The organism is Ruegeria sp. S84, from assembly GCF_056583445.1.
In genome coordinates, this window is record NZ_CM152618.1 from 1,153,098 (window position 1) to 1,175,472 (window position 22,375).

The 22,375-nt window shown below is 56.2% G+C and carries 22 protein-coding genes; 12 read left to right on the forward strand and 10 right to left on the reverse strand.

Annotated features, from left to right (window positions below; genetic code table 11):
* The first annotated feature begins 34 nt into the window (after positions 1–34).
* Complete coding sequence (uvrA, locus tag AC1DFB_RS05820) at positions 35–2,893, forward strand: excinuclease ABC subunit UvrA (protein WP_480922313.1); 2,859 nt, start codon at positions 35–37, stop codon at positions 2,891–2,893.
* A gap of 74 nt (positions 2,894–2,967) precedes the next feature.
* Here the strand turns inward: uvrA and mmsB are convergent, their stop codons facing one another.
* From mmsB to AC1DFB_RS05835, 3 genes are read right to left on the reverse strand one after another with little or no spacing between them, the layout of a single operon-like run.
* Positions 2,968–3,840, reverse strand: coding sequence for a 3-hydroxyisobutyrate dehydrogenase (mmsB, locus tag AC1DFB_RS05825; protein ID WP_480922314.1), 873 nt, complete (start codon positions 3,838–3,840; stop codon positions 2,968–2,970).
* A gap of 3 nt (positions 3,841–3,843) precedes the next feature.
* Entirely contained in the window at positions 3,844–4,884 is a 1,041-nt protein-coding gene (locus AC1DFB_RS05830; protein WP_480895369.1) for an enoyl-CoA hydratase/isomerase family protein, read from the reverse strand.
* An 8-nt stretch (positions 4,885–4,892) separates the two neighbouring features.
* Positions 4,893–6,035: an acyl-CoA dehydrogenase family protein gene (locus AC1DFB_RS05835; RefSeq protein WP_480922315.1), complete on the reverse strand. Its 1,143-nt coding sequence runs from the start codon at positions 6,033–6,035 to the stop codon at positions 4,893–4,895.
* Positions 6,036–6,194: 159 nt separating this feature from the next.
* Between AC1DFB_RS05835 and AC1DFB_RS05840 the strand changes: the two genes are divergently transcribed.
* The gene (locus AC1DFB_RS05840) at positions 6,195–7,055 is read left to right on the forward strand and encodes a hypothetical protein (RefSeq protein WP_170510124.1); all 861 of its coding nucleotides are present in this window, start codon (positions 6,195–6,197) and stop codon (positions 7,053–7,055) included.
* Positions 7,056–7,057: 2 nt separating this feature from the next.
* Here the strand turns inward: AC1DFB_RS05840 and AC1DFB_RS05845 are convergent, their stop codons facing one another.
* Positions 7,058–8,173 (reverse strand): carboxylate-amine ligase, encoded by a 1,116-nt coding sequence (locus AC1DFB_RS05845; RefSeq protein WP_170393197.1) that lies wholly within the window; start codon positions 8,171–8,173, stop codon positions 7,058–7,060.
* A gap of 135 nt (positions 8,174–8,308) precedes the next feature.
* Here AC1DFB_RS05845 and AC1DFB_RS05850 point away from each other — a divergent pair, with 135 nt between their 5' ends.
* Together AC1DFB_RS05850 and AC1DFB_RS05855 are read left to right on the forward strand one after the other, a co-directional pair.
* Positions 8,309–9,160 carry a class I SAM-dependent methyltransferase gene (locus AC1DFB_RS05850; RefSeq protein WP_170735124.1) on the forward strand — a complete coding sequence of 284 codons (852 nt, stop codon included), beginning with the start codon at positions 8,309–8,311 and terminating at the stop codon, positions 9,158–9,160.
* Between the two features lie 71 nt (positions 9,161–9,231).
* On the forward strand, positions 9,232–9,708 hold the full coding sequence (locus AC1DFB_RS05855) for a fasciclin domain-containing protein (protein ID WP_170393195.1): 477 nt from the start codon (positions 9,232–9,234) through the stop codon (positions 9,706–9,708).
* Between the two features lie 79 nt (positions 9,709–9,787).
* On the opposite strand, the gene AC1DFB_RS05860 is transcribed toward AC1DFB_RS05855, so the two are convergent.
* Both AC1DFB_RS05860 and AC1DFB_RS05865 read right to left on the reverse strand, forming a co-directional pair.
* The gene (locus AC1DFB_RS05860) at positions 9,788–10,387 is read right to left on the reverse strand and encodes a L,D-transpeptidase (protein WP_170393194.1); all 600 of its coding nucleotides are present in this window, start codon (positions 10,385–10,387) and stop codon (positions 9,788–9,790) included.
* A 188-nt stretch (positions 10,388–10,575) separates the two neighbouring features.
* Positions 10,576–12,075: a CoA-acylating methylmalonate-semialdehyde dehydrogenase gene (locus AC1DFB_RS05865; RefSeq protein ID WP_170421406.1), complete on the reverse strand. Its 1,500-nt coding sequence runs from the start codon at positions 12,073–12,075 to the stop codon at positions 10,576–10,578.
* Positions 12,076–12,179: 104 nt separating this feature from the next.
* Here AC1DFB_RS05865 and AC1DFB_RS05870 point away from each other — a divergent pair, with 104 nt between their 5' ends.
* The 3 genes from AC1DFB_RS05870 (at position 12,180) to coaD (ending at position 14,155) form a co-directional block, all read left to right on the forward strand.
* A complete protein-coding gene (locus tag AC1DFB_RS05870; protein WP_480922316.1) occupies positions 12,180–13,082 on the forward strand; it encodes a LysR family transcriptional regulator in 903 nt (300 codons plus the stop codon).
* Positions 13,083–13,143: 61 nt separating this feature from the next.
* Positions 13,144–13,581 (forward strand): CBS domain-containing protein, encoded by a 438-nt coding sequence (locus tag AC1DFB_RS05875; RefSeq protein ID WP_480922317.1) that lies wholly within the window; start codon positions 13,144–13,146, stop codon positions 13,579–13,581.
* An 82-nt stretch (positions 13,582–13,663) separates the two neighbouring features.
* Positions 13,664–14,155, forward strand: a complete 492-nt coding sequence (coaD, locus tag AC1DFB_RS05880) for a pantetheine-phosphate adenylyltransferase (protein ID WP_170393190.1) — start codon at positions 13,664–13,666, stop codon at positions 14,153–14,155.
* Here the strand turns inward: coaD and gap (AC1DFB_RS05885) are convergent.
* From gap (AC1DFB_RS05885) to gap (AC1DFB_RS05895), 3 genes are all read right to left on the reverse strand, one after another.
* Positions 14,147–15,151, reverse strand: a complete 1,005-nt coding sequence (gap, locus tag AC1DFB_RS05885; RefSeq protein WP_170562880.1) for a type I glyceraldehyde-3-phosphate dehydrogenase — start codon at positions 15,149–15,151, stop codon at positions 14,147–14,149. The genes coaD and gap (AC1DFB_RS05885) overlap by 9 nt on opposite strands.
* A gap of 81 nt (positions 15,152–15,232) precedes the next feature.
* Positions 15,233–15,376, reverse strand: coding sequence for a hypothetical protein (locus AC1DFB_RS05890; protein ID WP_010439846.1), 144 nt, complete (start codon positions 15,374–15,376; stop codon positions 15,233–15,235).
* 73 nt (positions 15,377–15,449) lie between these two features.
* Positions 15,450–16,451 carry a type I glyceraldehyde-3-phosphate dehydrogenase gene (gene gap, locus AC1DFB_RS05895; protein WP_170510529.1) on the reverse strand — a complete coding sequence of 334 codons (1,002 nt, stop codon included), beginning with the start codon at positions 16,449–16,451 and terminating at the stop codon, positions 15,450–15,452.
* Between the two features lie 182 nt (positions 16,452–16,633).
* Here gap (AC1DFB_RS05895) and AC1DFB_RS05900 point away from each other — a divergent pair, with 182 nt between their 5' ends.
* Both AC1DFB_RS05900 and AC1DFB_RS05905 read left to right on the forward strand, forming a co-directional pair.
* Positions 16,634–17,605, forward strand: coding sequence for a DUF808 domain-containing protein (locus tag AC1DFB_RS05900; protein ID WP_170393187.1), 972 nt, complete (start codon positions 16,634–16,636; stop codon positions 17,603–17,605).
* A gap of 87 nt (positions 17,606–17,692) precedes the next feature.
* Positions 17,693–18,493, forward strand: coding sequence for a thioesterase family protein (locus AC1DFB_RS05905; protein ID WP_480922318.1), 801 nt, complete (start codon positions 17,693–17,695; stop codon positions 18,491–18,493).
* Positions 18,494–18,543: 50 nt separating this feature from the next.
* Here AC1DFB_RS05905 and tkt read toward each other — a convergent pair whose 3' ends face one another.
* On the reverse strand, positions 18,544–20,565 hold the full coding sequence (tkt, locus tag AC1DFB_RS05910; protein ID WP_480922319.1) for a transketolase: 2,022 nt from the start codon (positions 20,563–20,565) through the stop codon (positions 18,544–18,546).
* A gap of 234 nt (positions 20,566–20,799) precedes the next feature.
* Here tkt and AC1DFB_RS05915 point away from each other — a divergent pair, with 234 nt between their 5' ends.
* Genes AC1DFB_RS05915 through AC1DFB_RS05925 form a run of 3 tightly spaced genes read left to right on the forward strand, consistent with a single transcriptional unit; the run spans position 20,800 to position 22,375 of the window.
* On the forward strand, positions 20,800–21,633 hold the full coding sequence (locus AC1DFB_RS05915) for a hypothetical protein (RefSeq protein ID WP_480922320.1): 834 nt from the start codon (positions 20,800–20,802) through the stop codon (positions 21,631–21,633).
* Positions 21,633–22,025, forward strand: a complete 393-nt coding sequence (locus tag AC1DFB_RS05920) for a cell division protein ZapA (protein ID WP_170393183.1) — start codon at positions 21,633–21,635, stop codon at positions 22,023–22,025. The genes AC1DFB_RS05915 and AC1DFB_RS05920 overlap by 1 nt, the downstream gene beginning before the upstream one ends.
* Complete coding sequence (locus AC1DFB_RS05925) at positions 22,025–22,375, forward strand: MliC family protein (protein WP_170405544.1); 351 nt, start codon at positions 22,025–22,027, stop codon at positions 22,373–22,375. Before AC1DFB_RS05920 ends, AC1DFB_RS05925 begins: the two co-directional genes overlap by 1 nt.

Sequence of the window (22,375 nt, forward strand, 5' to 3'; positions counted from 1 at the left end):
TATCTCTGAGTGACGTTGGTTGTTGGGGGCCTGAATGGCTGAGCTGAAGAATATCGAGGTGCGCGGTGCGCGCGAGCATAACCTCAAGAGCATTGATGTCGACATCCCACGGGATCAGCTGGTGGTGATCACTGGCCTGTCGGGCTCGGGAAAGTCTTCTTTGGCATTTGATACGATCTATGCCGAAGGGCAGCGCCGCTATGTCGAAAGCCTGTCGGCCTATGCGCGCCAGTTCCTCGATATGATGGAGAAGCCCGATGTGGATCACATCAGCGGACTAAGCCCCGCGATTTCGATCGAGCAGAAGACGACCTCAAAAAACCCGCGTTCGACCGTGGGCACCGTAACCGAGATCTACGACTATCTGCGCTTGCTCTTTGCCCGTGCTGGTACGCCTTACAGCCCGGCCACAGGATTGCCAATTGAGGCGCAGCAGGTGCAGGACATGGTCGACCGGATCATGACGATGGAGGAGGGCACGCGCGGCTATCTGCTGGCCCCCATCGTTCGTGATCGGAAGGGTGAATATCGGAAAGAATTCCTTGAGCTGCGCAAGCAGGGTTTTCAGCGCGTCAAGGTAGATGGTGAGTTCTATGAATTGGATGAGCCGCCGACACTGGACAAGAAGTTCCGCCACGATATCGACGTCGTTGTCGATCGTCTGGTGGTACGAGAAGGCATGGAAACACGCCTGGCCGACAGCCTAAGGACCGCACTGGATCTGGCGGACGGGATCGCAATCCTCGAAACCGCACCGAAGGAGGGCGACCCGGAACGCATCACATTCAGTGAGAATTTTGCCTGCCCGGTCAGTGGGTTCACCATCCCCGAGATCGAGCCGCGCCTGTTCTCATTCAACGCGCCCTTTGGGGCTTGCCCCGATTGCGACGGGCTTGGGGTCGAACTGTTCTTTGATGAACGTCTGGTCGTGCCGGACCAGACATTGAAACTCTATGACGGGGCGCTTGCGCCCTGGCGGAAGGGTAAATCACCGTATTTTCTGCAAACGATCGAAGCTATCGCGCGACATTACGAGTTTGACAAGAACACTCCCTGGAAGGACTTGCCCAAGAAAGTCCAGCAGGTGTTTCTGCGTGGGTCTGGTGATGAAGAGATCCAGTTCCGTTATGATGAAGGTGGCCGCGTCTATCAGGTTACCCGAAGCTTTGAAGGCGTCATTCCCAACATGGAGCGCCGCTATCGCGAGACTGACAGCGCCTGGATTCGCGAAGAATTCGAACGCTATCAAAACAACCGACCCTGCGGCACGTGCGAAGGCTACCGTCTACGTGCTGAGGCGCTGGCCGTCAAAATTGCGGGTTTGCACGTTGGGCAGGTCGTCGAAATGTCGATCCGCGAGGCGCTGGCCTGGGTTGAGGATGCCCCAAATCATCTGAGCGCACAAAAGAACGAGATCGCGCGCGCAATTCTCAAGGAAATTCGCGAGCGGTTGGGTTTTTTGAATAATGTTGGATTAGAATATCTTACGATGTCTCGTTCAAGTGGCACCCTGTCCGGAGGTGAAAGTCAGCGTATCCGTCTGGCGAGCCAGATCGGCTCGGGCCTGACCGGGGTATTGTATGTGCTCGACGAGCCATCGATTGGTCTGCACCAACGCGACAATGATCGTCTGCTGGGAACGCTTAAGAATTTGCGTGATCAGGGTAACACGGTCATCGTCGTTGAACATGACGAAGAGGCCATTCGCGAGGCGGATTATGTGTTTGATATCGGTCCCGGTGCAGGAGTGCATGGCGGACAGGTGGTCAGCCACGGTACGCCCGAGCATATCGCCGGCGATGCGGCCTCGATCACCGGTCAATACCTTTCGGGCACACGCGAGATCCCGGTGCCGGTTGAACGGCGAAAGGGTAAGAAGCAGAAAGTGACCGTTGTTAAGGCGACGGGAAACAACCTCAAGAACGTTACGGCCGAATTTCCGCTGGGAAAATTTGTTTGTGTGACCGGTGTGTCTGGCGGTGGAAAATCGACGCTGACGATTGAGACTTTGTTCAAAACCGCCTCGATGCGGTTGAACGGCGCTCGCCAGACACCGGCGCCCTGTGAAACAATCAAAGGGCTAGAGCATCTGGACAAGGTGATCGACATAGATCAGCGACCCATTGGCCGGACTCCACGTTCAAATCCAGCGACTTACACCGGGGCTTTCACCCCGATCCGAGAGTGGTTTGCCGGATTGCCAGAAGCCAAAGCGCGTGGATACAAGCCCGGGCGGTTCAGCTTTAACGTCAAAGGCGGCCGGTGCGAAGCGTGTCAGGGTGATGGCGTCATCAAGATCGAGATGCACTTTCTGCCTGATGTTTATGTCACCTGCGAAACCTGCAAAGGCGCGCGATATAACCGTGAGACGCTTGAGATCAAGTTCAAGGGTAAGTCCATCGCGGATGTACTTGATATGACAGTGGAAGATGCGCAGGAGTTTTTTAAAGCGGTGCCATCGATCCGTGACAAGATGGATGCCTTGGCTCGCGTTGGGCTCGGCTACATCAAAGTTGGTCAACAGGCGACCACGCTCTCCGGTGGTGAGGCGCAGCGTGTAAAGCTCTCTAAAGAACTGAGCAAGCGATCAACGGGTCGAACGCTGTATATTCTGGACGAACCCACAACGGGTCTGCATTTCGAGGACGTACGTAAACTGTTGGAAGTCCTGCACGAACTGGTCGACCAAGGAAATACTGTTGTTGTCATCGAACATAATCTCGATGTCGTAAAAACCGCCGACTGGATAATCGACATTGGCCCGGAAGGTGGCGATGGCGGAGGTCAGATTGTGGCTGAGGGTACGCCCGAAGACGTCGCTGAATGTGAGCGTAGCCACACTGGGCGTTATTTGAAGCCAATGCTGGATGGGCAAGCCGTAGCTGCCGAATAGGAACAGAGCGAGAGAAGAAAATGCTGCGAATTTTCTTCTCTGGTGCTTCGTAGAGCGCTGCGTTCTGAGGTTGTTCAGTCTCTGGACCGCTTCTCAAAACGTGGCAGCATGGCGCTGAAATCGCGCCCCAAGCCATCTTCGTGTTCGACAAACGATTCATAGAGCTTTGTCGCAACCTGTCCCATGGGCGTATCGGCATTCGCACTTTCGGCGGCCTGTTGGCTGAGGCGTAGATCTTTCAACATCAGCTCGGCGGCGAAACCAGGGGTATAGTCATTGTCGGATGGGCTTTCGGGTCCAACGCCTGGGGCAGGGCAATAGGCGTTCATTGTCCAGCTGTACCCTGACGAGGTGCTGACCACATCGAACATCTTTTGCCGGTCCAGTCCCAATTTATCAGCAAGCGCAAATGCCTCGCAGGTTGCGATCATCGTCACGCCGAGGATCATGTTGTTGCAGATTTTGGCGGCCTGACCCGCGCCAGCTTCACCGCAGTGAACCGCTTTTTGCCCCATGATTTCAAATAACGGAGCCGCCTTGGCAAAAGCTGCGTCAGATCCACCGGCCATAAAGGTCAAAGTGCCTGCAGCGGCCCCACCAATCCCGCCGGATACAGGTGCATCAACTGATAGCAGACCAGCCTGAGCAGCTTGCTGCGCCACTGCGCGGGCGCTGTCGACATCGACCGTAGAGCAGTCAATCAGAACCGCGCCGTCTTGCATTTCAGGGACAACTTCATCGGCCACAGCGCGCAGAATTTGCCCGTTGGGAAGCATGGTGATAACCACGTCGGCTTCCGCAGCTGCGGCAGCGCCGGAAGGCGCCATGGCCACGCCTTCAACGGCGACATCAACTTGATCAAATCCGATCACGTCATGACCCGCGCGCGCCAGATTGGCCGCCATCGGGCCGCCCATGTTGCCAAGCCCTATGAATGCGATTTTCATCCCTTACTCCTCTGAAAAGCTTAGTGCATCCGCACCGAGCGGTTGCAGCATCTTGGACACCGCGACTGCAGGCACATCCAAATCAGCAAACTGCCATTTCGGGTTGCGATCCTTGTCGATGATCTGGGCGCGAATGCCTTCCAGAAAATCGCCATGCTCCATTGCGCGATAAGTAAACCGGTACTCCAGATCCAGCGCTTTTTGCAATGTCAGGCCGGTTCCGCGCAGCCGATGCAACATCTCGACAGCACAAGCCATGGAGATAGGAGAGTTTCGCTGCAGGGTGCCGAGAATTTTCGTCGAAAATTCTGTGTCATCGTTGCGCAAGCTGTTCAGGATATCGCTAAGGCTTTCTCCGCTGAATAGCCTGTCGATCTCGCCCTGCATTTCAGCCAAGGGGCTATCCGGTGCGGGCACTGCATGCTCATCCACCAGTTCCGCCCGTCCAGAGGCTTCCAACTGGTCTATCAGCCCCGCCCAATGCTCTTGGGGAATGAAATGGTCGGCAAACCCGGCATAGATCGCATCTCCGGGCCCCATGCGGTGGCCGGTGGTGCCCAGATACTCGCCCAATCGTCCCGGCGCCAGCGCCAACATCAGCGATCCGCCCACATCAGGAACCAGCCCGATTGAGCATTCCGGCATCGCGATCTTTGAGCTTTCTCCAACCACTCGATGGCTGCCATGGCACCCGATGCCAACCCCGCCACCCATGGTGAAACCTTGCAGGAAGCTGATCACTGGTTTTGAGTACTCAAAAATCAAGGCATTCAGGCGGTATTCGTCGCGCCAAAACGTTTGGCCATAAGCATAGTCCGCCTTGGTGCCGGTCGCATAAAGCTCGGCAATATCTCCGCCAGCGCAAAAGGCTTTGTCGCCTTCGGCATCGAGAATGATCAGATCGACTTGATCATCCTCACGCCAGTTGCGCAGAGCGGTATCAATGGCCATGCACATCTCATAGCTAAGGGCGTTCAGGGCGTGTGGTCGTGTCAGCGTGATGCGCCCGGCACGGCCTGTGGTGCGAATGTCGATATCGGACATCAAAGACCTCAGCGATTGGAGAGCATCTGGCGTGCAACGATCACGCGCATGATCTCGTTCGTGCCTTCCAAAATTTGATGCACACGCAGATCCCGCACCAGTTTCTCGATGCCATAATCAGCCAAATAACCATATCCGCCGTGCAATTGCAGACACTGATCCACAACCTTCGATCCGGTTTCTGTTACGAATTTCTTGGCCATCGCACAGAATTTTGTGGCGTCCGGTGCGCCCTGATCAAGTTTCCACGCCGCCTGACGCAAGAATGTGCGCGCCGCCTGTAGCTCAATCTCCATATCTGCCAGTCGGAACTGCAGCGCTTGAAACTGATCGATCGATTGTCCAAAGGCCTTGCGCTCGGACATATACTGCAACGTCATGTCCAGACCGTTCTGAGCTGCCCCCAGCGAGCAGGACGCTATGTTCAGGCGGCCACCGTCCAGCCCCATCATCGCGTATTTGAAACCGTCGCCTTCAGCCCCGACCAGATTGCTGGACGGAATTTTGCAATCGTCAAACTGAACTTGCGCGGTTGGCTGGCTTTTCCAACCCATTTTCTGCTCCAGACCACCAAAGCTCAGGCCGGGTGTGCCGTCTTCGACATATACCGTCGAGATCCCCTTGGGACCGTCCTGACCCGTACGCACCATGCAGACGTAAGCATCCGAATAGCCGCCGCCGGAAATGAACGCTTTTGTGCCATTCAGTGTGTAGCCTTCATTGGTCCGTTCAGCGCGCGTTTTCAATGCTGCGGCGTCTGATCCCGATCCGGGTTCCGTCAGGCAGTAGCTGAGGACGGTTTCGAGGCTGAGGATACTTGGCATAATGCGGGACTTCAGATCGTCACTGCAAAAGCTGTCCAGCATTTTGGCGCACATGTTGTGAATCGACAGGAACGCCGCGACCGAGGGACAGGCCATCGATAGCGCTTCGAACACCAGTGTCGCATCCAATCGCGTCAAACCCGAACCGCCAGCCTCTTCCGAGACATAAAGTCCACCAAATCCTAGTTCGCCGATTTTGGGCCAAAGCTCTTTGGGGATGGTTCCGTCTGCTTCCCACTGACGCGCGAAGGGGGCGATGTGGTCTTGGCCAAAGGCGTAGGCCATGTCGAAAATGGCCGTTTGTTCTTCGGTCAGCGCGAAATCCATGACGTGTGCTTCCTGATGGCTATAGAATTGAACGAGCGTTTTATTCTTCAATCCTTACAGAAATTTTTCAATGTCGGCAAACCCGGCGATTTAGGGTATTTCTGGACGGTGAGGTATACTGCGGGAATTCTGCTTTCTTGATCATTACGGAGTATTCTTATGTCGTCACACAAGCTTGCTGTTATCGCGATTCACGGCATGGGCAGCCAGTACAATCCTCAGAACCAGCCCCCATCCACGACCCCAACGTTTTCCAAAGGGCTGAAACGACGCGTTTCGAACCAGGTCGGCGCGGATATGGATGATGTGATCTGGCACGAGGTGGTATGGGCACAGATCCTGCAAGGGCGGCAGAAGGCATATCTGCGCAAGGTCAACCGCAGCCTTGGATACGACAAGCTGCGCGAGTTTGTAGTGTGCAATCTGTCGGATGCGGCTTCCTACCGACCAACTCCGGATGATGGCGATAAGATCTATGAGGCGATCCACAAGAAAATCGAGAATGTGATGGGGGTCGTCAAATACCAGGTCGGACCACAGGGGCCTGTACTGATCCTGGCGCATTCGCTGGGTGGGCACATAATGTCGAACTATATTTATGACATGCAAAGACATCTGCGCCAGGGTGGTTCACCGGTTCACCCGACAGATGTTGAAAACATGAAAACCGTTGCTGGCCTCGTGACGTTTGGGTGCAATATTCCGATTTTTCTGTTCGCATATCCCGAGAATGAGATTTTTCCGATCATGGCCCCGAACCGCGCGCTGCCGCCTGCGTTGCAGTTTTCGACCTGGTGGCGAAACTACTATGACAAGCATGATGTTTTGGGTTTTCCTTTGGGCAAAAGCGCGCCAAGCTATGAACAGCTCGCTCAAAGTGGGGCCTTGAAGGATAAGCCGATCAATGCGGGCAAAATCTTTACGTCGTGGAACCCGCTTTCGCATAACGGATACTGGACGGATCGCGATTTGTATGAACCTGTAGCGGACCGGATCAAAGAGATTTTGGCGGCGGTTTGACTTTATAGGTCGGCGTGAAATTCCTCGATCAGGTGCTTGACCACCGCCATGCCCGGATCATCCCCGCGCGCCAAAGCTTCAGCATAAACACGGCGTTGGCGGGTGGCGGAGGTGCCATTTTCTGCGATCTGCCGAAGGCGGGCGAGTTCGGTCATGGTGCCCAATGCCTCGGTGTCTTCGGCCAACATGCCCATCAGCTCTCCGATCAGTTCAGCCATCGGCTTGATTGAGCGATCACCGAAATCGATCAGACCTTCGCCCACACCGTAGCGCTGCGCGCGCCAACGGTTTTCGCCGATCAGAAACTTATCATATTGCCGCCAACGAAGATTGCGGTCTTTCAGGCGGCACAGCATCCGGGTCAGCGCCTGCACTAGCGCTGCAAGCGAAAGCGTATGTTCAAGCCTTGGCTGTACGTCCATGATGCGTGTTTCTAGGGTGGGGAACCGGTGAGATGGACGTAGGTCCCACCAGATTTTAGAGGTGTCCTCGATCACGCCGAGTTCGACCAGCACGCCGGTGGTGCGTTCGTATTCGCCCCAACTGCTGAACACCGGGGGCAGACCGGTCCGGGGCAGATTGTCGAACACGGTGAGCCTATAGGAGGAAAGCCCGGTATCTTCGCCGTTCCAATAAGGAGACGAGGTCGACAACGCCAGCAGATGGGGCAGAAAGTAAGAAAGCTGGGGTACCAGGTCGGCGCGCAAGGCTTGATCTTCGACGCCCACATGCACGTGCATTCCGCAGATCAGCATCCGCCGCGCCACGCCGCCCAAAGCATGCTGCAGGGCGTCGTAGCGCTCTTTCCGTGTGTGGTGTTGATCTTTCCAGTTCGCAAACGGATGGCAAGAGACCGCGATCGGAGCCAGATTATACTCGGACGCACGTTTTGATACACAAGAACGCAGGCGCTTTAGATCTTCGCGCGCCGATCTGATCGTAGCATGTGGGCGGGTCCCGACTTCGATCTGGCACTGCAGAAATTCCGGGCTGACCTGGCCTTCGAAATCTGCCTGACAAGCTTCCATCAATGCTGCGGGCGCCTCGGCGAGCTGCAGGCTGTCTTGATCGACCAGCAGGTATTCCTCTTCAATGCCGATCGTAAATTCCTGCTGCATGGCGGCCCTCGTTGGTCAATTCACGTTAGTGAATACGGAAATTAGCGTTTTGCCAAGGGTTTGGCCTGTCGGTTCTTGCGGAAGTCCTGCGTGCACGGGTAAAGAGCGGGCGCAACGCAATGTGGAGCCGTCCTCGTGAAACCCAGAAAATTTCCGCAGATCAATGCCGCCCTGGATGAGTTGGGCGTCAAGCTGATCGACAAGGTTACAGAACAGGATGAACGGGCGCGGCTCGAAGCGTTCGAACGGGCAGGGGGATTGAACAGGCCTGCCTATGCCCTGTCGCCGGGAATAGACGGATTCGATATCGCGCAACTTGTCGAAGAGTATACGCGCCATGCCGATGCGCTTGCAGCTTTGAAGGACCCGGCGCGAAACCAGACTGGGTATCACACCGGCAATGGATATTACGATAGCCCGGATGCGGATGCGCTTTACCTGATGATCCGCCGCTTTCAGCCCAAGCGCGTGATCGAGGTCGGCTGCGGGAACTCTACTCGCGTGACGCGGCAGGCGATCATAGATGGTGGTTTGGATACGACGATCACGGCAATTGATCCGTACCCGCGCGCAGATATCGCCCATGTCGTCGATCAGTTTGAGCAGAAGCGACTGGAAGAAGTAGATCCCGCGCTGTTCGATCAGCTTGAGGCTGGGGATGTTCTGTTCATCGATTCAAGCCATGTGGTTCGGATGAGCAACGATGTCGCCCATCTATTCTGTCGGATCATTCCGGCGCTGAAACCCGGCGTTGTCATTCATGTCCACGATGTTTTTCTGCCTTATGAATATCCCAAACGGTTCTTTTATGACTGCCCAGGATGGGGTGAGCAGTACATGTTGCACGCCTTGCTGCAATCCGGTTTCTATTCAATGCTTTGGCCCGGTTATTACCTGCAGCAGGATCGCCCCGACGCCGTCGCAGCGCTGCCGTTTCTAGAAGAGGGCCGTGCGCAGAGCATCTGGGTTCAGCTCAAAGAAAATTGATTTCTGTGTGATCCGGTTCGAACCCAGGCCCGTAACCCTTTCCATAACAAGCTGGAGAGGAGTTAACAGCCATGTTCCGCCGCACATTCATGGGCGCTGCCGCCGCATTTGCACTTGCACTGCCCGTCAAGGCACAGGCCGCTGATATCGTAGATACCGCAGTTGCTGCCGGGTCATTCAACACCCTGGTTGCTGCCGTTCAGGCCGCGGGCCTGGTTGATACGCTGAAAGGCGATGGGCCCTTTACCGTCTTTGCACCCACGGATGAAGCATTTGCAGCTCTGCCTGAAGGCACTGTTGAAACCCTACTTCTGCCAGAAAACAAGGACCAGTTGGTGTCGATCCTGACCTACCATGTCGTGCCAGCCAAAGTGATGTCCGGCGACATTGCAGGAAAGCGCGCTAAGGTTCTGACCGTGCAAGGCGACCGACTAAGCGTGAACGCGAAAAATGGCGTGAAAGTTAATGGTGCCAAAGTTGTGCAGGCCGACATCGAAGCCAGCAACGGCGTCATCCACGTTGTCGACGAAGTGATCATTCCTGAATAAATCTACCACCTTCACGAAAACAAAAGCCCCGTTCCTGATGGACGGGGCTTTTTTTGTGTTTCGTGTAGAAACTCGCCGTTTAGACCAAACGTACCTGAGTACCGACCTTTACCAGCGGGTACAGCTCTTCAACGTGCTGGTTATAAAGACCGATACAGCCGGACGAGCTCTGACGTCCAATCTTGCGGGTATCATAGGTGCCGTGAACCAGGTAGGCAGGCCAGCCAAGATACATAGCGCGAGTTCCCAATGGGTTTCCAGGTTCACCACCCTCCATGCGAATTGGCAACGAGGGATCGCGCTCGCGCATTGAGGGGGTTGGGGTCCAGCTTGGGTTCTCCGCCTTGCGTGTGACTTTGGTATAGCCGCGCTTGGTCAGCTCTTCGCTCATCGGGACAGAACTGGGGTACAGCTTGTAGGTTCCATCCGGCCCCCAGTAATGAACAGCCCGGCTGGTGATATCGGCCAACAATGCGCCGACGCCCAACTCGTCAAAGTGATCCTGCCAATTCTGCTGCGAGAACGATGAAACGTTACGACGTACTGGAAGCTGCGTGCTGATTGCTTCCTCGGTCTGTGGGAAAGCATCAGTGCTTTGAGCACGCACGATGGCAGGGGCCGCAATCAGCGATGCAGCGCCCAAAAGGGCGTGACGACGGGTAAAACGATTTTGGGACAAGGTTGCCTCCAGGAAGTTATGAACTGCTCGGATAGTTGAATTACCGATAAAATATTAGTGATTGCCTGCTTTTTCCAGAGGGCGACCTCTGAATTTCTTGTGAGGTACGCGATCAGGCAGCAACTGGCGCATGCACGAAAAAACCCGACCCATGTAGGGCCGGGTTTCCTGATATGTAAGCTGAATGATCAGTCCATCGCTTTGAAGTTGAACTCGCCACCTTCCTTGATGCCCGACGGCCAGCGCGATGTCACTGTTTTGGTGCGGGTGTAGAACTTGAAGCTGTCTGGACCGTGCTGGTTCAGGTCGCCGAACATCGATTTCTTCCAGCCGCCAAAAGTGTGGTAGGCCAGCGGAACCGGGATCGGAACGTTGATGCCGACCATGCCGATGTTCACACGGCTGGCAAAGTCGCGCGCCGTATCACCGTCGCGGGTGAAGATCGCAGTGCCGTTGCCGTATTCATGATCCATCGCCAGTTTCAGCGCCTCTTCATAAGAACCCGCGCGGACGGTCGACAGGACCGGTCCAAAGATCTCTTGCTTGTAGATATCCATGTCGGGAGTGACGTTGTCGAACAAGTGCGGGCCGACAAAGAAGCCGTCCTCATAACCCTGCAAGCTGAAATCGCGGTTGTCGACAACCAGCTTCGCGCCTTGCTCAACACCCGAGTTGATCAGGCCAAGGATACGCTCTTTCGCGGCGGCAGTAACAACTGGCCCCATGTCTACATCGTCACCTGCTGTGTAGGGGCCGACTTTCAGCTTTTCGACACGCGGGATCAGTTTTTCGATCAGTGCGTCTGCGGTTTCTTCGCCCACAGGCACGGCCACCGAGATTGCCATGCAGCGTTCGCCAGCCGCGCCGAAACCTGCACCGACCAGCGCATCAGCAGCCTGATCCAGATCGGCGTCAGGCATAACGATCATGTGGTTCTTGGCACCACCGAAACACTGCGCCCGTTTGCCGTTGGCGGTTGCACGAGCATAGATGTATTGCGCAATCGGGGTTGAACCCACGAACGACACGCCCTGAATGATTTCGCTGTCCAGCAGGGTGTCCACGGCCTCTTTGTCACCGTTTACGACTTGGAACACGCCCTTGGGCAGACCAGCTTCGACAAACAGCTCTGCCAGCATCAATGGAACAGAGGGGTCGCGCTCGGACGGCTTTAGAACAACTGCGTTGCCGCAGGCCAGCGCCGGGCCAACGTGCCAAAGCGGCATCATTGCGGGGAAGTTGAATGGCATGATCGAAGCGACCACGCCCAGCGGCTGACGCATCGAATACATATCGATGCCCGGGCCCGCGCTGTCGGTGAACTCACCTTTCAGCATCTGGGGCGCGCCGATGCAGTATTCTATCACTTCCAGACCACGCTGCAGATCACCCTTGGCGTCCGGGATGGTTTTACCGTGCTCGCGGCTGAGAGCCTCGGCCAGCTTGTCCATGTCGCGGTTCATCAAGCCAACCATCGCCATCATAACGCGCGCGCGCTTCTGCGGGTTGGTTGCGCCCCAAGCGACCTGAGCTGCTGCAGCGTCTTCGATCGCAGCGGTGGTCTCGGCGACACTGGCCATCGGGCATTGGTACTGCACTTCACCCGTTGCTGGGTTGAATACATTGTCAAAGCGGCCAGATGTGCCAGCGACATTTTCGCCGTTGATGAAATGGGTCAGGTTCTGCATTGCAAACTCCTCCGGATTAAGTTGCGCGAAGAATAGACTTGCGAAAATCACCTGAACAGAGGCAATATTTCAAATCAGTTTTGCAAAAATGCAAAGGGTAGAGCATGACGCCGAATTGGGATGATTTGCGGGTTTTCCTGGCGGTCGCGCGCGATGAAAGCCTTTCAGGGGCGGGGCGGATTCTCAAGATCGACCCGGCGACTGTCGGGCGCAGAATAGCGCGGCTCGAAGCGGCATTGGACGCGGTGTTGTTCACGAAATCACAGCAGGGCTATGTGTTGACGACTGCAGGACAACGCCTGATGGAGCATGGGCTGCAGGCGGAAGAAGCTATGCGCGCAGCGACTGGTGTCATGTCAGGCTCTGCCAAATCGCTAAGCGGTCAGATCCGAATTGGTGCCCCGGATGGTAGTGCCAATTACCTGTTGCCACAGGTCTGCGCCAAGATCAGCGATGCCAATCCTGATCTCGACATTCAGATCCTGGCGTTGCCGCGCATCATCAACCTATCCCGGCGAGAGGCCGACATGGCGGTAACAGTCAGTGCGCCCACCGCAGGGAAACTGCTGGTGCAGAAGATATCCGACTATCGGCTGCATATGGTCGCAACGAAGGAATACCTGAGTCGTCACGCCGAAATTCGATCCATCGAAGATCTAAAAGGGCATCGGATGATAGGCTATATTCCGGACATGATCTTCGACCGCGAGCTGGACTATCTCAACGACATTGGTGTTGAACGTGTCGCGCTTGCATCAAACTCTGTTTCCGTTCAGCTGCGACAAGTTTCGCAGGGAACAGGGGTCTGCGTGGCACATGATTTCACATTGCCGTTCCATCGGGGATTGCAGAAAATCCTGGCGGATCAGGTCAGTCTGACCCGGGGGTTCTATCTGGTCCGCCATCAGGGCGATCAGCGCAATGAGCGGTTGAACCACTTTGCCGAGGCGTTGACGCGCGGAATACGGGACGAAGTAGCGCGGCTTGAGCGCGAAGCTTCACCTTGACACATTCACACATTCCGGCAACGCTTTGGAAAACAGTACGTAATTTCGGAGGTTTTCGCTTATGCTTGTACAGGCCATTCTCAAATCCAAGGCCAGCGGCGGTGTGGAGACGGTCGAGCCAACGGCATCCGTTTCTCAGGCTGCCGAGATTCTTGCGGAAAAGCGGATTGGTACTGTGGTCGTTTCCGAGGATGGGGGGCAGACGGCAGCGGGCATTTTATCCGAACGAGACATTGTTCGCGAGTTGGCTGCCAGCGGCAGCGGATGCTTGGATAAACCCGTTAGCAACTATATGACCAAGCAACTTGTGACCGCCAGCCAGCAGGATACTGTTGAGTCTATCCTGTCCCAGATGACCGAAGGACGATTTCGCCACATGCCTGTATTGGAAGATGGCAAACTGGTCGGCATCGTTACGCTGGGTGATGCGGTCAAGGCGCAACTTGCTGAACTTGCTATGGAAAAAGACGCGCTTGAGGGCATGATCATGGGGCACTGAACGCGGGGGCTGTTTCAGCCTCTTGCACCTGCGGCAAAGTTATGTTTGCTTGCGCAGAAATATTGTTGCGCTGGAGAGCCCAATGCGGGTTGGATTATATCCCGGTACTTTCGACCCTATCACCATGGGTCATATAGACATTATTCGCCGCGCGGCTGCGCTGGTGGATAAGCTCGTCATTGGTGTTGCTATCAACCGGGACAAGGGCCCGCTGTTTTCTTTGGAAGAGCGTGTCGCGATGATCGAGGCCGAATGCGCCCATCTGACCGAGCAGACCGGCACCGAGATTGTCGCGCATCCGTTTGAAAACCTGCTGATCGATTGCGCCCGCGATGTAGGCGCTCAGATCATCGTGCGCGGACTGCGTGCGGTTGCGGATTTCGAGTATGAATTCCAGATGGTTGGGATGAACCGAGCGTTGGACGACTCGATTGAGACCGTGTTCTTGATGGCAGAGGCACGGCATCAAGCCATTGCGTCGAAACTGGTCAAAGAAATCGCCAGATTGAACGGGGACGTGTCAAAATTCGTCACGCCCCGCGTCAATTCCGCCTTGAAAGAGCGGTTAGGATAGCGCGCCCATCGCGGCGGCAGTGTCCAGCATTCGGTTCGAGAAGCCCCATTCGTTGTCGTACCATGCAAGCACACGAACCAATGTGCCGTCAGTTACTTTGGTTTCAGCCAGTGAAACCGTCGAGCTATGCGAGTCGTGGTTGAAATCGATCGAGATCAAGGGGCGATTCTCGGCCGCCAGCACACCGGGGATTTTGGCGGCGGCTTCTACAAAGAGGGCATTGACCTCTTCTTCGGTCGTCGGTCGCGAAACCTCAGCAACCAGATCAACGACTGAGACATTGGGCGTGGGGACACGAATGGCTTGCCCGGTCAACTTACCAGCAAGCTGCGGCAGAACCAGACCAACAGCCGATGCCGCGCCAGTTGTCGTCGGAATCATCGAAAGTGCTGCTGCGCGCGACAGGTAGGGGTCTTTACCCGCAGTGTCGTGAACCGGTTGGCTGGCCGTGTATGCATGAACTGTGGTCATGTTGCCGTGTTTGATACCTAGTCCTGCGTCCAAAGCCGCCGCGACCGGCGACAGGCAGTTGGTGGTGCACGAGGCATTGGAAACAACGATATCGTCGGCGGTTAGCTCATGATCGTTCACGCCGAACACGACTGTCTTCACGCCGCCGTCGCCACGGGCAGGGGCCGAGATCAATACTTTCTTTGATCCGTTTTTCAGGTGCCGCTCAGCTGCTTCACGGGTCCGGAAAACACCGGTGCATTCCAGAACCACATCCACATCAGACCAGTCCAGTGCTTCGGGATCACGCTCGCTGGTCAGCCGGATGGGCCCAGCACCCACATCCAGACCTGCATCAGTCAGAGTTACGGGTTTGGAATAGCGTCCATGCACACTGTCGAACTCGAACAGATGTGCGTTCATTTCGGGCTTTGCCAGATCGTTGATTGCGATGATTTCAACATCAGTACGTCCGGATTCCATGACGGCCCGAAGAACGCCGCGCCCGATCCGTCCAAATCCATTGATTGCCAGCTTGAGTGTCATAATGCGCTCCGTCAGAACATGGTCCATAGATGGTTAGCGCTAACAAAGCCAGATTGGCGCGAAAGTCAAGAAAAACCTCTGTCAGCGCCAGAAGGCGAGCCAATCCAGGAAATCGTAGAGCTTCTTGCCCAGGAACAGCAGGTGTTCGGTGCCGAATAGTGCCACGTCCAGCATCAGACCGCCCAGAATTAGGATTCCAAGCCAGATGGCGATTTGATTTGTCATTTCTGCGCCCTGAACGTAAATGCCCGCTCAGATAACCTGAGCGGGCATAAAGGTACAAGCGATGTGCGAAGGGTCAGTTAAGGCGGCCCATCGCGACGGCGACATCCGCCATACGCACCGAGAATCCCCATTCGTTGTCATACCACGCCAGCACGCGCACCATACGGTTGTCGACCACACGGGTCTGATCCGGCGCGAAGATCGAGCTTTCTTCGGTATGGTTGAAATCGGTCGAAACCAGCGGCGCGGGCTCATACCCTAGAACGCGCTGCATCGGGCCTTTCGCGGCTTCTTCTACGATGGCGTTGACCTCTTCGACAGTGACGTCGCGCGAGGCGCGGAAAGACAGATCAACGGCCGAAACATTCGGGGTAGGCACGCGGATGGCCGAGCCGTCCAGGCGCCCTTTGAGGTTCGGCAGAACCTCTCCCAGTGCTGCAGCGGCGCCAGTGGACGTCGGGATCATGGACATGGCGGCAGCGCGGGCGCGATACAGATCGCTGTGGCGACGGTCCAGCGTCGGTTGGTCGCCGGTATAGGCGTGAATCGTGGTCATGATGCCATGCTCGATGCCGATACCTTCGTCCAGAACTTTGGCAAGCGGAGCAAGGCAGTTGGTGGTGCAAGAACCGTTCGACACCATGTTGTCGTTTGCAGTCAGGCTGTTGTGGTTCACACCGAATACGATGGTCTTGTCGACATTCTTGCCAGGGGCCGATAGCAGAACCTTGCCTGCGCCGCGCTCAAGATGGGTTTTAGCCTTCAGGCCGTCGTTGAATTTACCGGTGCATTCCAGAACGACATCGCAGCCTTCCCAGTCCAGCTCGTTCATATCGTAGGTCGAGAACATCTCCATCGGGCCGCGACCCAGATCCATGGTGTTGCCTTCGACCGAGATGTCGCGTGGGAAACGTCCATGGATGCTGTCGTATTTCAACAGATGCGCCGAGGTTTCCAGCGGGCCGGTGGCGTTGACCTTGATCACTTCGATGTCATTGCGCGCCGATGCGGCGATGTGCGACAGAGTACAGCGGCCGATGCGGCCAAAACCATTGATACCGACCTTGATGGTCATCCGACGTCTCCAAAAATGCGCTTGCGTTGCAGGCCATATAGCCGCGAATATTGAATCTCAAAAGGGCAAAAATGGCATATTTTTAAGGTGTTAGCGCAAACCTGCGCCGATTGCGCTAACGCTTGCGCTAGCCGTTGGATCAGGTAGGGTCCGATCGAACAGATGAATGGAAAGGAAGCGCGATGAGTGGTCTGTTGGCCCTGTTGGACGACGTGGCGGGCATTGCAAAGGTCGCGGCGGCTTCGGTGGACGATGTGGTGGCCGCTGCCGGCAAGGCTGGGGCCAAGACTGCGGGTGTGATCATTGACGATGCGGCCGTGACGCCCAAATACGTTCAGGGTTTTGCCCCGGCGCGGGAACTGCCGATCATCTGGCGCATCGCGCGCGGATCGATTTTCAACAAGATCATTCTGTTGTTGCCAGTGGCATTGCTACTAGCCAATTTTGCGCCTTGGTTGATCACACCGCTGCTTATGCTCGGTGGTTCATATCTGTGTTTCGAGGGGGCCGAGAAGATTTTTCACGTCCTGTTTCCACATGGGAGCCATGCGATAGACGAAGATATGAAAAATCCTGATCCTGGCCATCTGGAAGAAAAGAAGGTGAAGGGTGCGATCAAGACTGACTTTATTCTGTCTGCTGAAATCATGACCATCGCTTTGGCGGCCATTGAAGCGCCGAATGTGTGGATGCAAGCCGCGACGCTGGCCGTGGTGGGCGTTGGGGTCACCGTCGCCGTTTATGGCTCGGTCGCTCTGATCGTGAAAATGGATGATGTCGGCCTGTATTTGGCGCAAAACGCGCCGACGCCGATAGGGCGCGGAACGGGAAGGGGCCTCGTCAAAGCGATGCCCGTTGTTATGAAAGTTCTGTCTATCGTTGGTACTGCTGCGATGCTGTGGGTCGGCGGGTCGATCATGATCCACGGTATGGAGGTCCTGGGCTTTGGCTGGCTGGGCCATCACATTTACGACTGGGCAAATGCTGCGAGTCATGCTGTGTCTGAACAATGGGCAGGCGCGGTAAAGTGGATCGCGAAGGCGACGATGGATGGTGTATTCGGTCTGGCCTATGGGCTGGCGCTGATACCGGTGGCAACCAAGCTGCTGTCCCCCGCGATCAGCGCGATTTCGGGATCTGCGAATAAACACTGAAATCAGGATCATGTGACGTGAGGTTTCATCTGGCACAACGGTAAGAGCGGGGTAAGTTCCATTCGAAGCATACCCGGTGTGAGATCGATGACTAAACTCAGCCTTTCCCAAGTCCTTGCCAGTTCAGATCGGTTGAACGGGATGCTGCAGTTTCCGGTGCCGCCAAACTGGATGCAAGGCCGCACAACATATGGCGGCTTCTCGTCTGCCTTGCTGCTGGCTGCTGCGAGAAATGCGGTCGATGTTCTGCCGCCATTACGCTCGGCCCTGATCAATTTTACCGCGCCCATCGGTTCACCTCCGCTGATCGAAACCGAGGTGCTTCGCAATGGGCGGAATGTCACAACGATCAATACACGAGCAAGGATTGAGGGGAATACAGCCGCGCTTGGGACATTTACGTTTGGCAAGGCACAGGACAGCCATGTGGCGTTCGAACATCCGGCTAAGGCAGAGATACAGCCAGAGATCACCGAACACTATTTCCCGCCAGATTTGCCAAAACTTCCCATCGCATTTCTTGAGAACTTCGACGTTCGGTTGATCGACGGGGCGCGACCATTTGCTGGTGCAGAGCGTGGCTATGTGAAGGTTTGGGCGCGCCATAATGATGCCGATATGCGCGATAGGATCGAAGGGTTGATCGCAATTGCGGACCTATTGCCACCGGCCATATTCCCGACATTGAAGAAGCCGGGAAACAACTCGTCAATGAACTGGATTTTCAACGTGCTATCCGAGGATATTCATACTCGCGATGGATGGTGGTTGATGGAACATCGATTGACAGCTGGACATGACGGCTACAGCTCTCAGGTCATGCGGATGTGGAACACCGATGGTGATCTAATTGTCGATGGTATGCAGTCAGTAATAATTTTCGTCTAACAAAAAAGGCCCCGGTTTTCACCGAGGCCTTTTGACTAATTTGGGTAGGTTCAACCCAGCAGTTCTTTGACCTTGGCGACTGTTGCCTCGGTCGTGATGCCAAAATGCTTGTAGAGCTCTCCGGCGGGTGCCGACGCACCAAAGCTGGACATGCCGATGAACCCAGCCTTGGCCTCGCGACCACGCTCGCCCAGAAGCCAACGGTCCCAGCCTCCGGCGCGAACCGCAGCCTCGATACCGACGCGGACGGCTCCCGCAGGCAATACGCGCTTGCGGTAGGCTTCGTCTTGTTCGGCAAACAGCTCCATACAGGGCATGGAAACGACCCGAGTGCCGATGCCTTCGGCCTCAAGTATTGCTTTAGCTTCCATCGCCAGCGAAACCTCGGAACCTGTGGCAATCAGAATCGCCTGACGCTTGTTTTCTGCGTCAGCCAATACATAAGCGCCTTGCGCGGTCAGGTTTTTGGCTTTGTGCTGGGTCCGAACAGTTGGCACGCCTTGACGGGTCAGCGACAAAACCGAGGGGCTGTCCTTTAAGGTCAGCGCCAATTCCCAGGCTTCGGCGGTCTCAATCGTATCGGCTGGGCGGAACACATAAGTGTTCGGCGTCGCGCGTGAGATCGCCAGATGTTCCACCGGTTGGTGCGTCGGACCGTCTTCGCCCAGACCAATCGAGTCGTGGGTCATCACGAACACCGTCGGGATCTTCATAAGTGCAGCCAAACGCATCGAGGGTCGCGCATAGTCGGTGAAGGCCATGAACGTACCGCCATACGGGCGAATGCCACCATGCAGCGCCATACCGTTCATAGCAGCGGCCATACCGTGTTCACGAATGCCGTAATGGATATACCGACCCTTGCGGTTTTCCGGAAGGAACACGCCCATATCAGCCGATTTGGTGTTGTTCGATCCAGTCAGGTCAGCCGAGCCGCCAATGGTTTCGGGCATGATCGGGTTAACGACATTCAACACCTTCTCTGAAGAGGCGCGTGTGGCCAGCTTTGGCTGGTCTTCCGACATCTGTTTCTTGAACGACCGGATGGCGCCGGCCAGCTTCTTTGGTGCCTCAAACGCATAGGCGCGGTTGAATTCGGCTTGTTTACGTTCGGAGACTTGCGCAAAACGCTCCTCCCACGCTGCGCGCTCGGCTTTGCCACGTGCACCAATGGCCTCCCAAGCGGCTTTGACCTCAGCAGGGATGACGAACGCATCATGCGGCCAGTCATATGCTTCTTTGGCGGCGTTCAACTGATCCTGATCGGTCAGAGCGCCATGGCCTTTTGAAGTGTCCTGCGCCGCGTGACCCAGTGCAATGTGGCTTTCACAAGCAATCATCGTCGGTTTGTTCGACTTCTTCGCCTGCACGATGGCCGCATCGATGGCCTTGGGGTCGTGGCCGTCAATCTCAAGCACATGCCAGCCCGAGGCCGCAAAACGGCGCACCTGATCGGTGCGGTCGGCGATGTCTACTGTGCCGTCGATGGTGATGTTGTTGTTATCCCAGAAGACGATCAGCTTGCTCAGCTCGTGGCGACCGGCCAAAGTGATCGCCTCTTGGCTGACGCCTTCCATCAGGCAGCCGTCGCCCGCAATCACGTAGGTATAGTGATCAACGATCTTCTTGCCATAATGCGCACGCTGAATTTCTTCGGCCATCGCAAAGCCAACGGCATTCGAAATGCCCTGACCCAAAGGTCCGGTAGTGGTTTCGACACCATGGATCAGGAAGTTTTCAGGGTGCCCGGCAGTTTTGGCGCCCAATTGACGGAAGTTCTTGATCTCTTCCAGCGTAACATCGCCATGACCGGTGAGATACAGCAGCGAATAGACCAGCATCGAACCGTGACCCGCCGATAGGATGAACCGATCGCGGTCCGGCCAGTTCGGGGCAGTGGCGTCGAATTTGAGGTGCTTTTCGAACAATACGGTCGCAACATCGGCCATGCCCATCGGCATACCGGAATGGCCGGAATTGGCGGCGGCGACAGCGTCGAGGGTCAGGGTGCGGATGGCCGCAGCCTTGTCCCAGTGTTCGGGGTTGGCATTGCGCAGCGCAGTCAGGTCCACGGGCGTAGTTCCTTTGGTTTACGGGCAGATGGGCGCTGAATACCATCCGATTGTCAAAGTGCAAGCAGAACCGCGTGGCACGCCGAATTGGCGCTTCAAGAGCGGTGTGCAAGTGGTTGAAACCAAACAGTGGGTATTTTCTGTCGCATTCCGTTAGACTAGGGCTGAGCGCCGCCGCTTTTGATTCGGGTAGGCGAATATCAGAACGAACCTTGATAAAGAGGTGACACAGGCATGAGTCAGATCGAAGAACTACAACGCCGTATTATCACCGCGATGGAGCGGATCGGTAATGGTGTCGAGGCCTTGCACGATGCTGGATCCGCAGCCGGTGATGATACGTCGCTGCGAACGGCGCTTGAAGAAGAGCGGGTGGCCAATGCCCAGCTTGAGGAACGGCTGAAAACGATCAAAGAGAGACACGCGCAAGAGATAGACGCGCTGCGTGCGCAACCGGCACCGAGTTCGGAAGTGGATGCGCTGCGTGCGCAATTGGCCGAGGCGACTTCTCAGCTCGCCACGGTTGAGGCCGCGCGGGCCGAGTTGGCGGATGCCAAGGCTGCGCTTGAAAACACGGACGAAGTCGAGGGCTTGAAGGCAGAGATTGAGAATCTGCGATCACATCAGGGCACCGCAGAAGAGGCCAATACGTTGCGCGCGCAGGTCGAGAAACTGACCCCAATCGCGGATCGCGCGGAAGAGATGGAGGCCGAATTGGCGCGTCTGCGGGCTGAACTGGTCGATAGCGAGCGGTTAACCGAACTCAATGCCGAGCTTGAGATGCTGCGCGCGGAACGGGCTAGCCATGGGGCCGCGATGTCCCGGTTGGATGATGATTTGCAACGGCTTCGCAATGCAAACGATCAGCTCCGAAGCGCTGTCGATGAATTACGCGCCGCCGCAGAGGACGGTGTCACGGATGCTGACATGCTGAACCGGGCCACGACAGCCGAATTAGAAGCCATACGTGCCGCGCGCGCGTCGGACGCAGCCGAAGCGCATGCGGTCCTGGCTCGGCTTGAGCCATTGCTAAGTCATGCCAATCTGGCCGAGGGAGAGGTGGAATAATGCCCGAAGTAACCATTCATATCGGTGGCCGTGGCTTTGATGTCTCGTGCCAGGACGGTGAAGAACCGTTTCTGCAAGCGGCAGCCAGACTGCTGGATGATGAGGCTCAGGTTTTGTCGGACCAGATCGGACGTATGCCGGAATCGCGGATGCTGCTGATGGCGGGACTCATGTTGGCAGACAAGGCAGCCGCGCATGAAGATCGCATGAAACTGGCCGAGGCCAAGCTGGTTGAATTGGAGACCGAATTGAAGCGGCTCCGCAGCCAACCGCAGCCGGAACCTGAACGGATCGAGGTCGCGGTAGTGCCGCCATCTGTCACGGATACGCTGGCTGAAATGGCGGCGCGCGCCGAAGCCCTGGCGGCAGTCATTGAAGAAAGGACGGCCTAATGCCGATCGCCCGAATGGCCTTTTGCGCGGCCGTCGTCTCGCTGACTGGCACGATGGCAAAGGCCGATATCGACATTCTGTCCGTGACGTTTACCTGTGAGAACAACACGCAAGTGCCGGTGTCCTACTTTAACGCCTCAAATGGCGATGGGGCGGCTGCGATGATGATCGATGATCAGTTGATCCCCATGAAACAGGTTCCAAGCGGCTCGGGCATCCGGTATGAATCCGTCGGAGGGGCAGGGACATACACCCTGCGCTCCAAGGGGTGGGATGCCACGATCAGCCATCAGGCCGAAGGCGACACAGCCCCGGAACTCGTATTGTTCAAGGACTGTAGCAGCCGATAG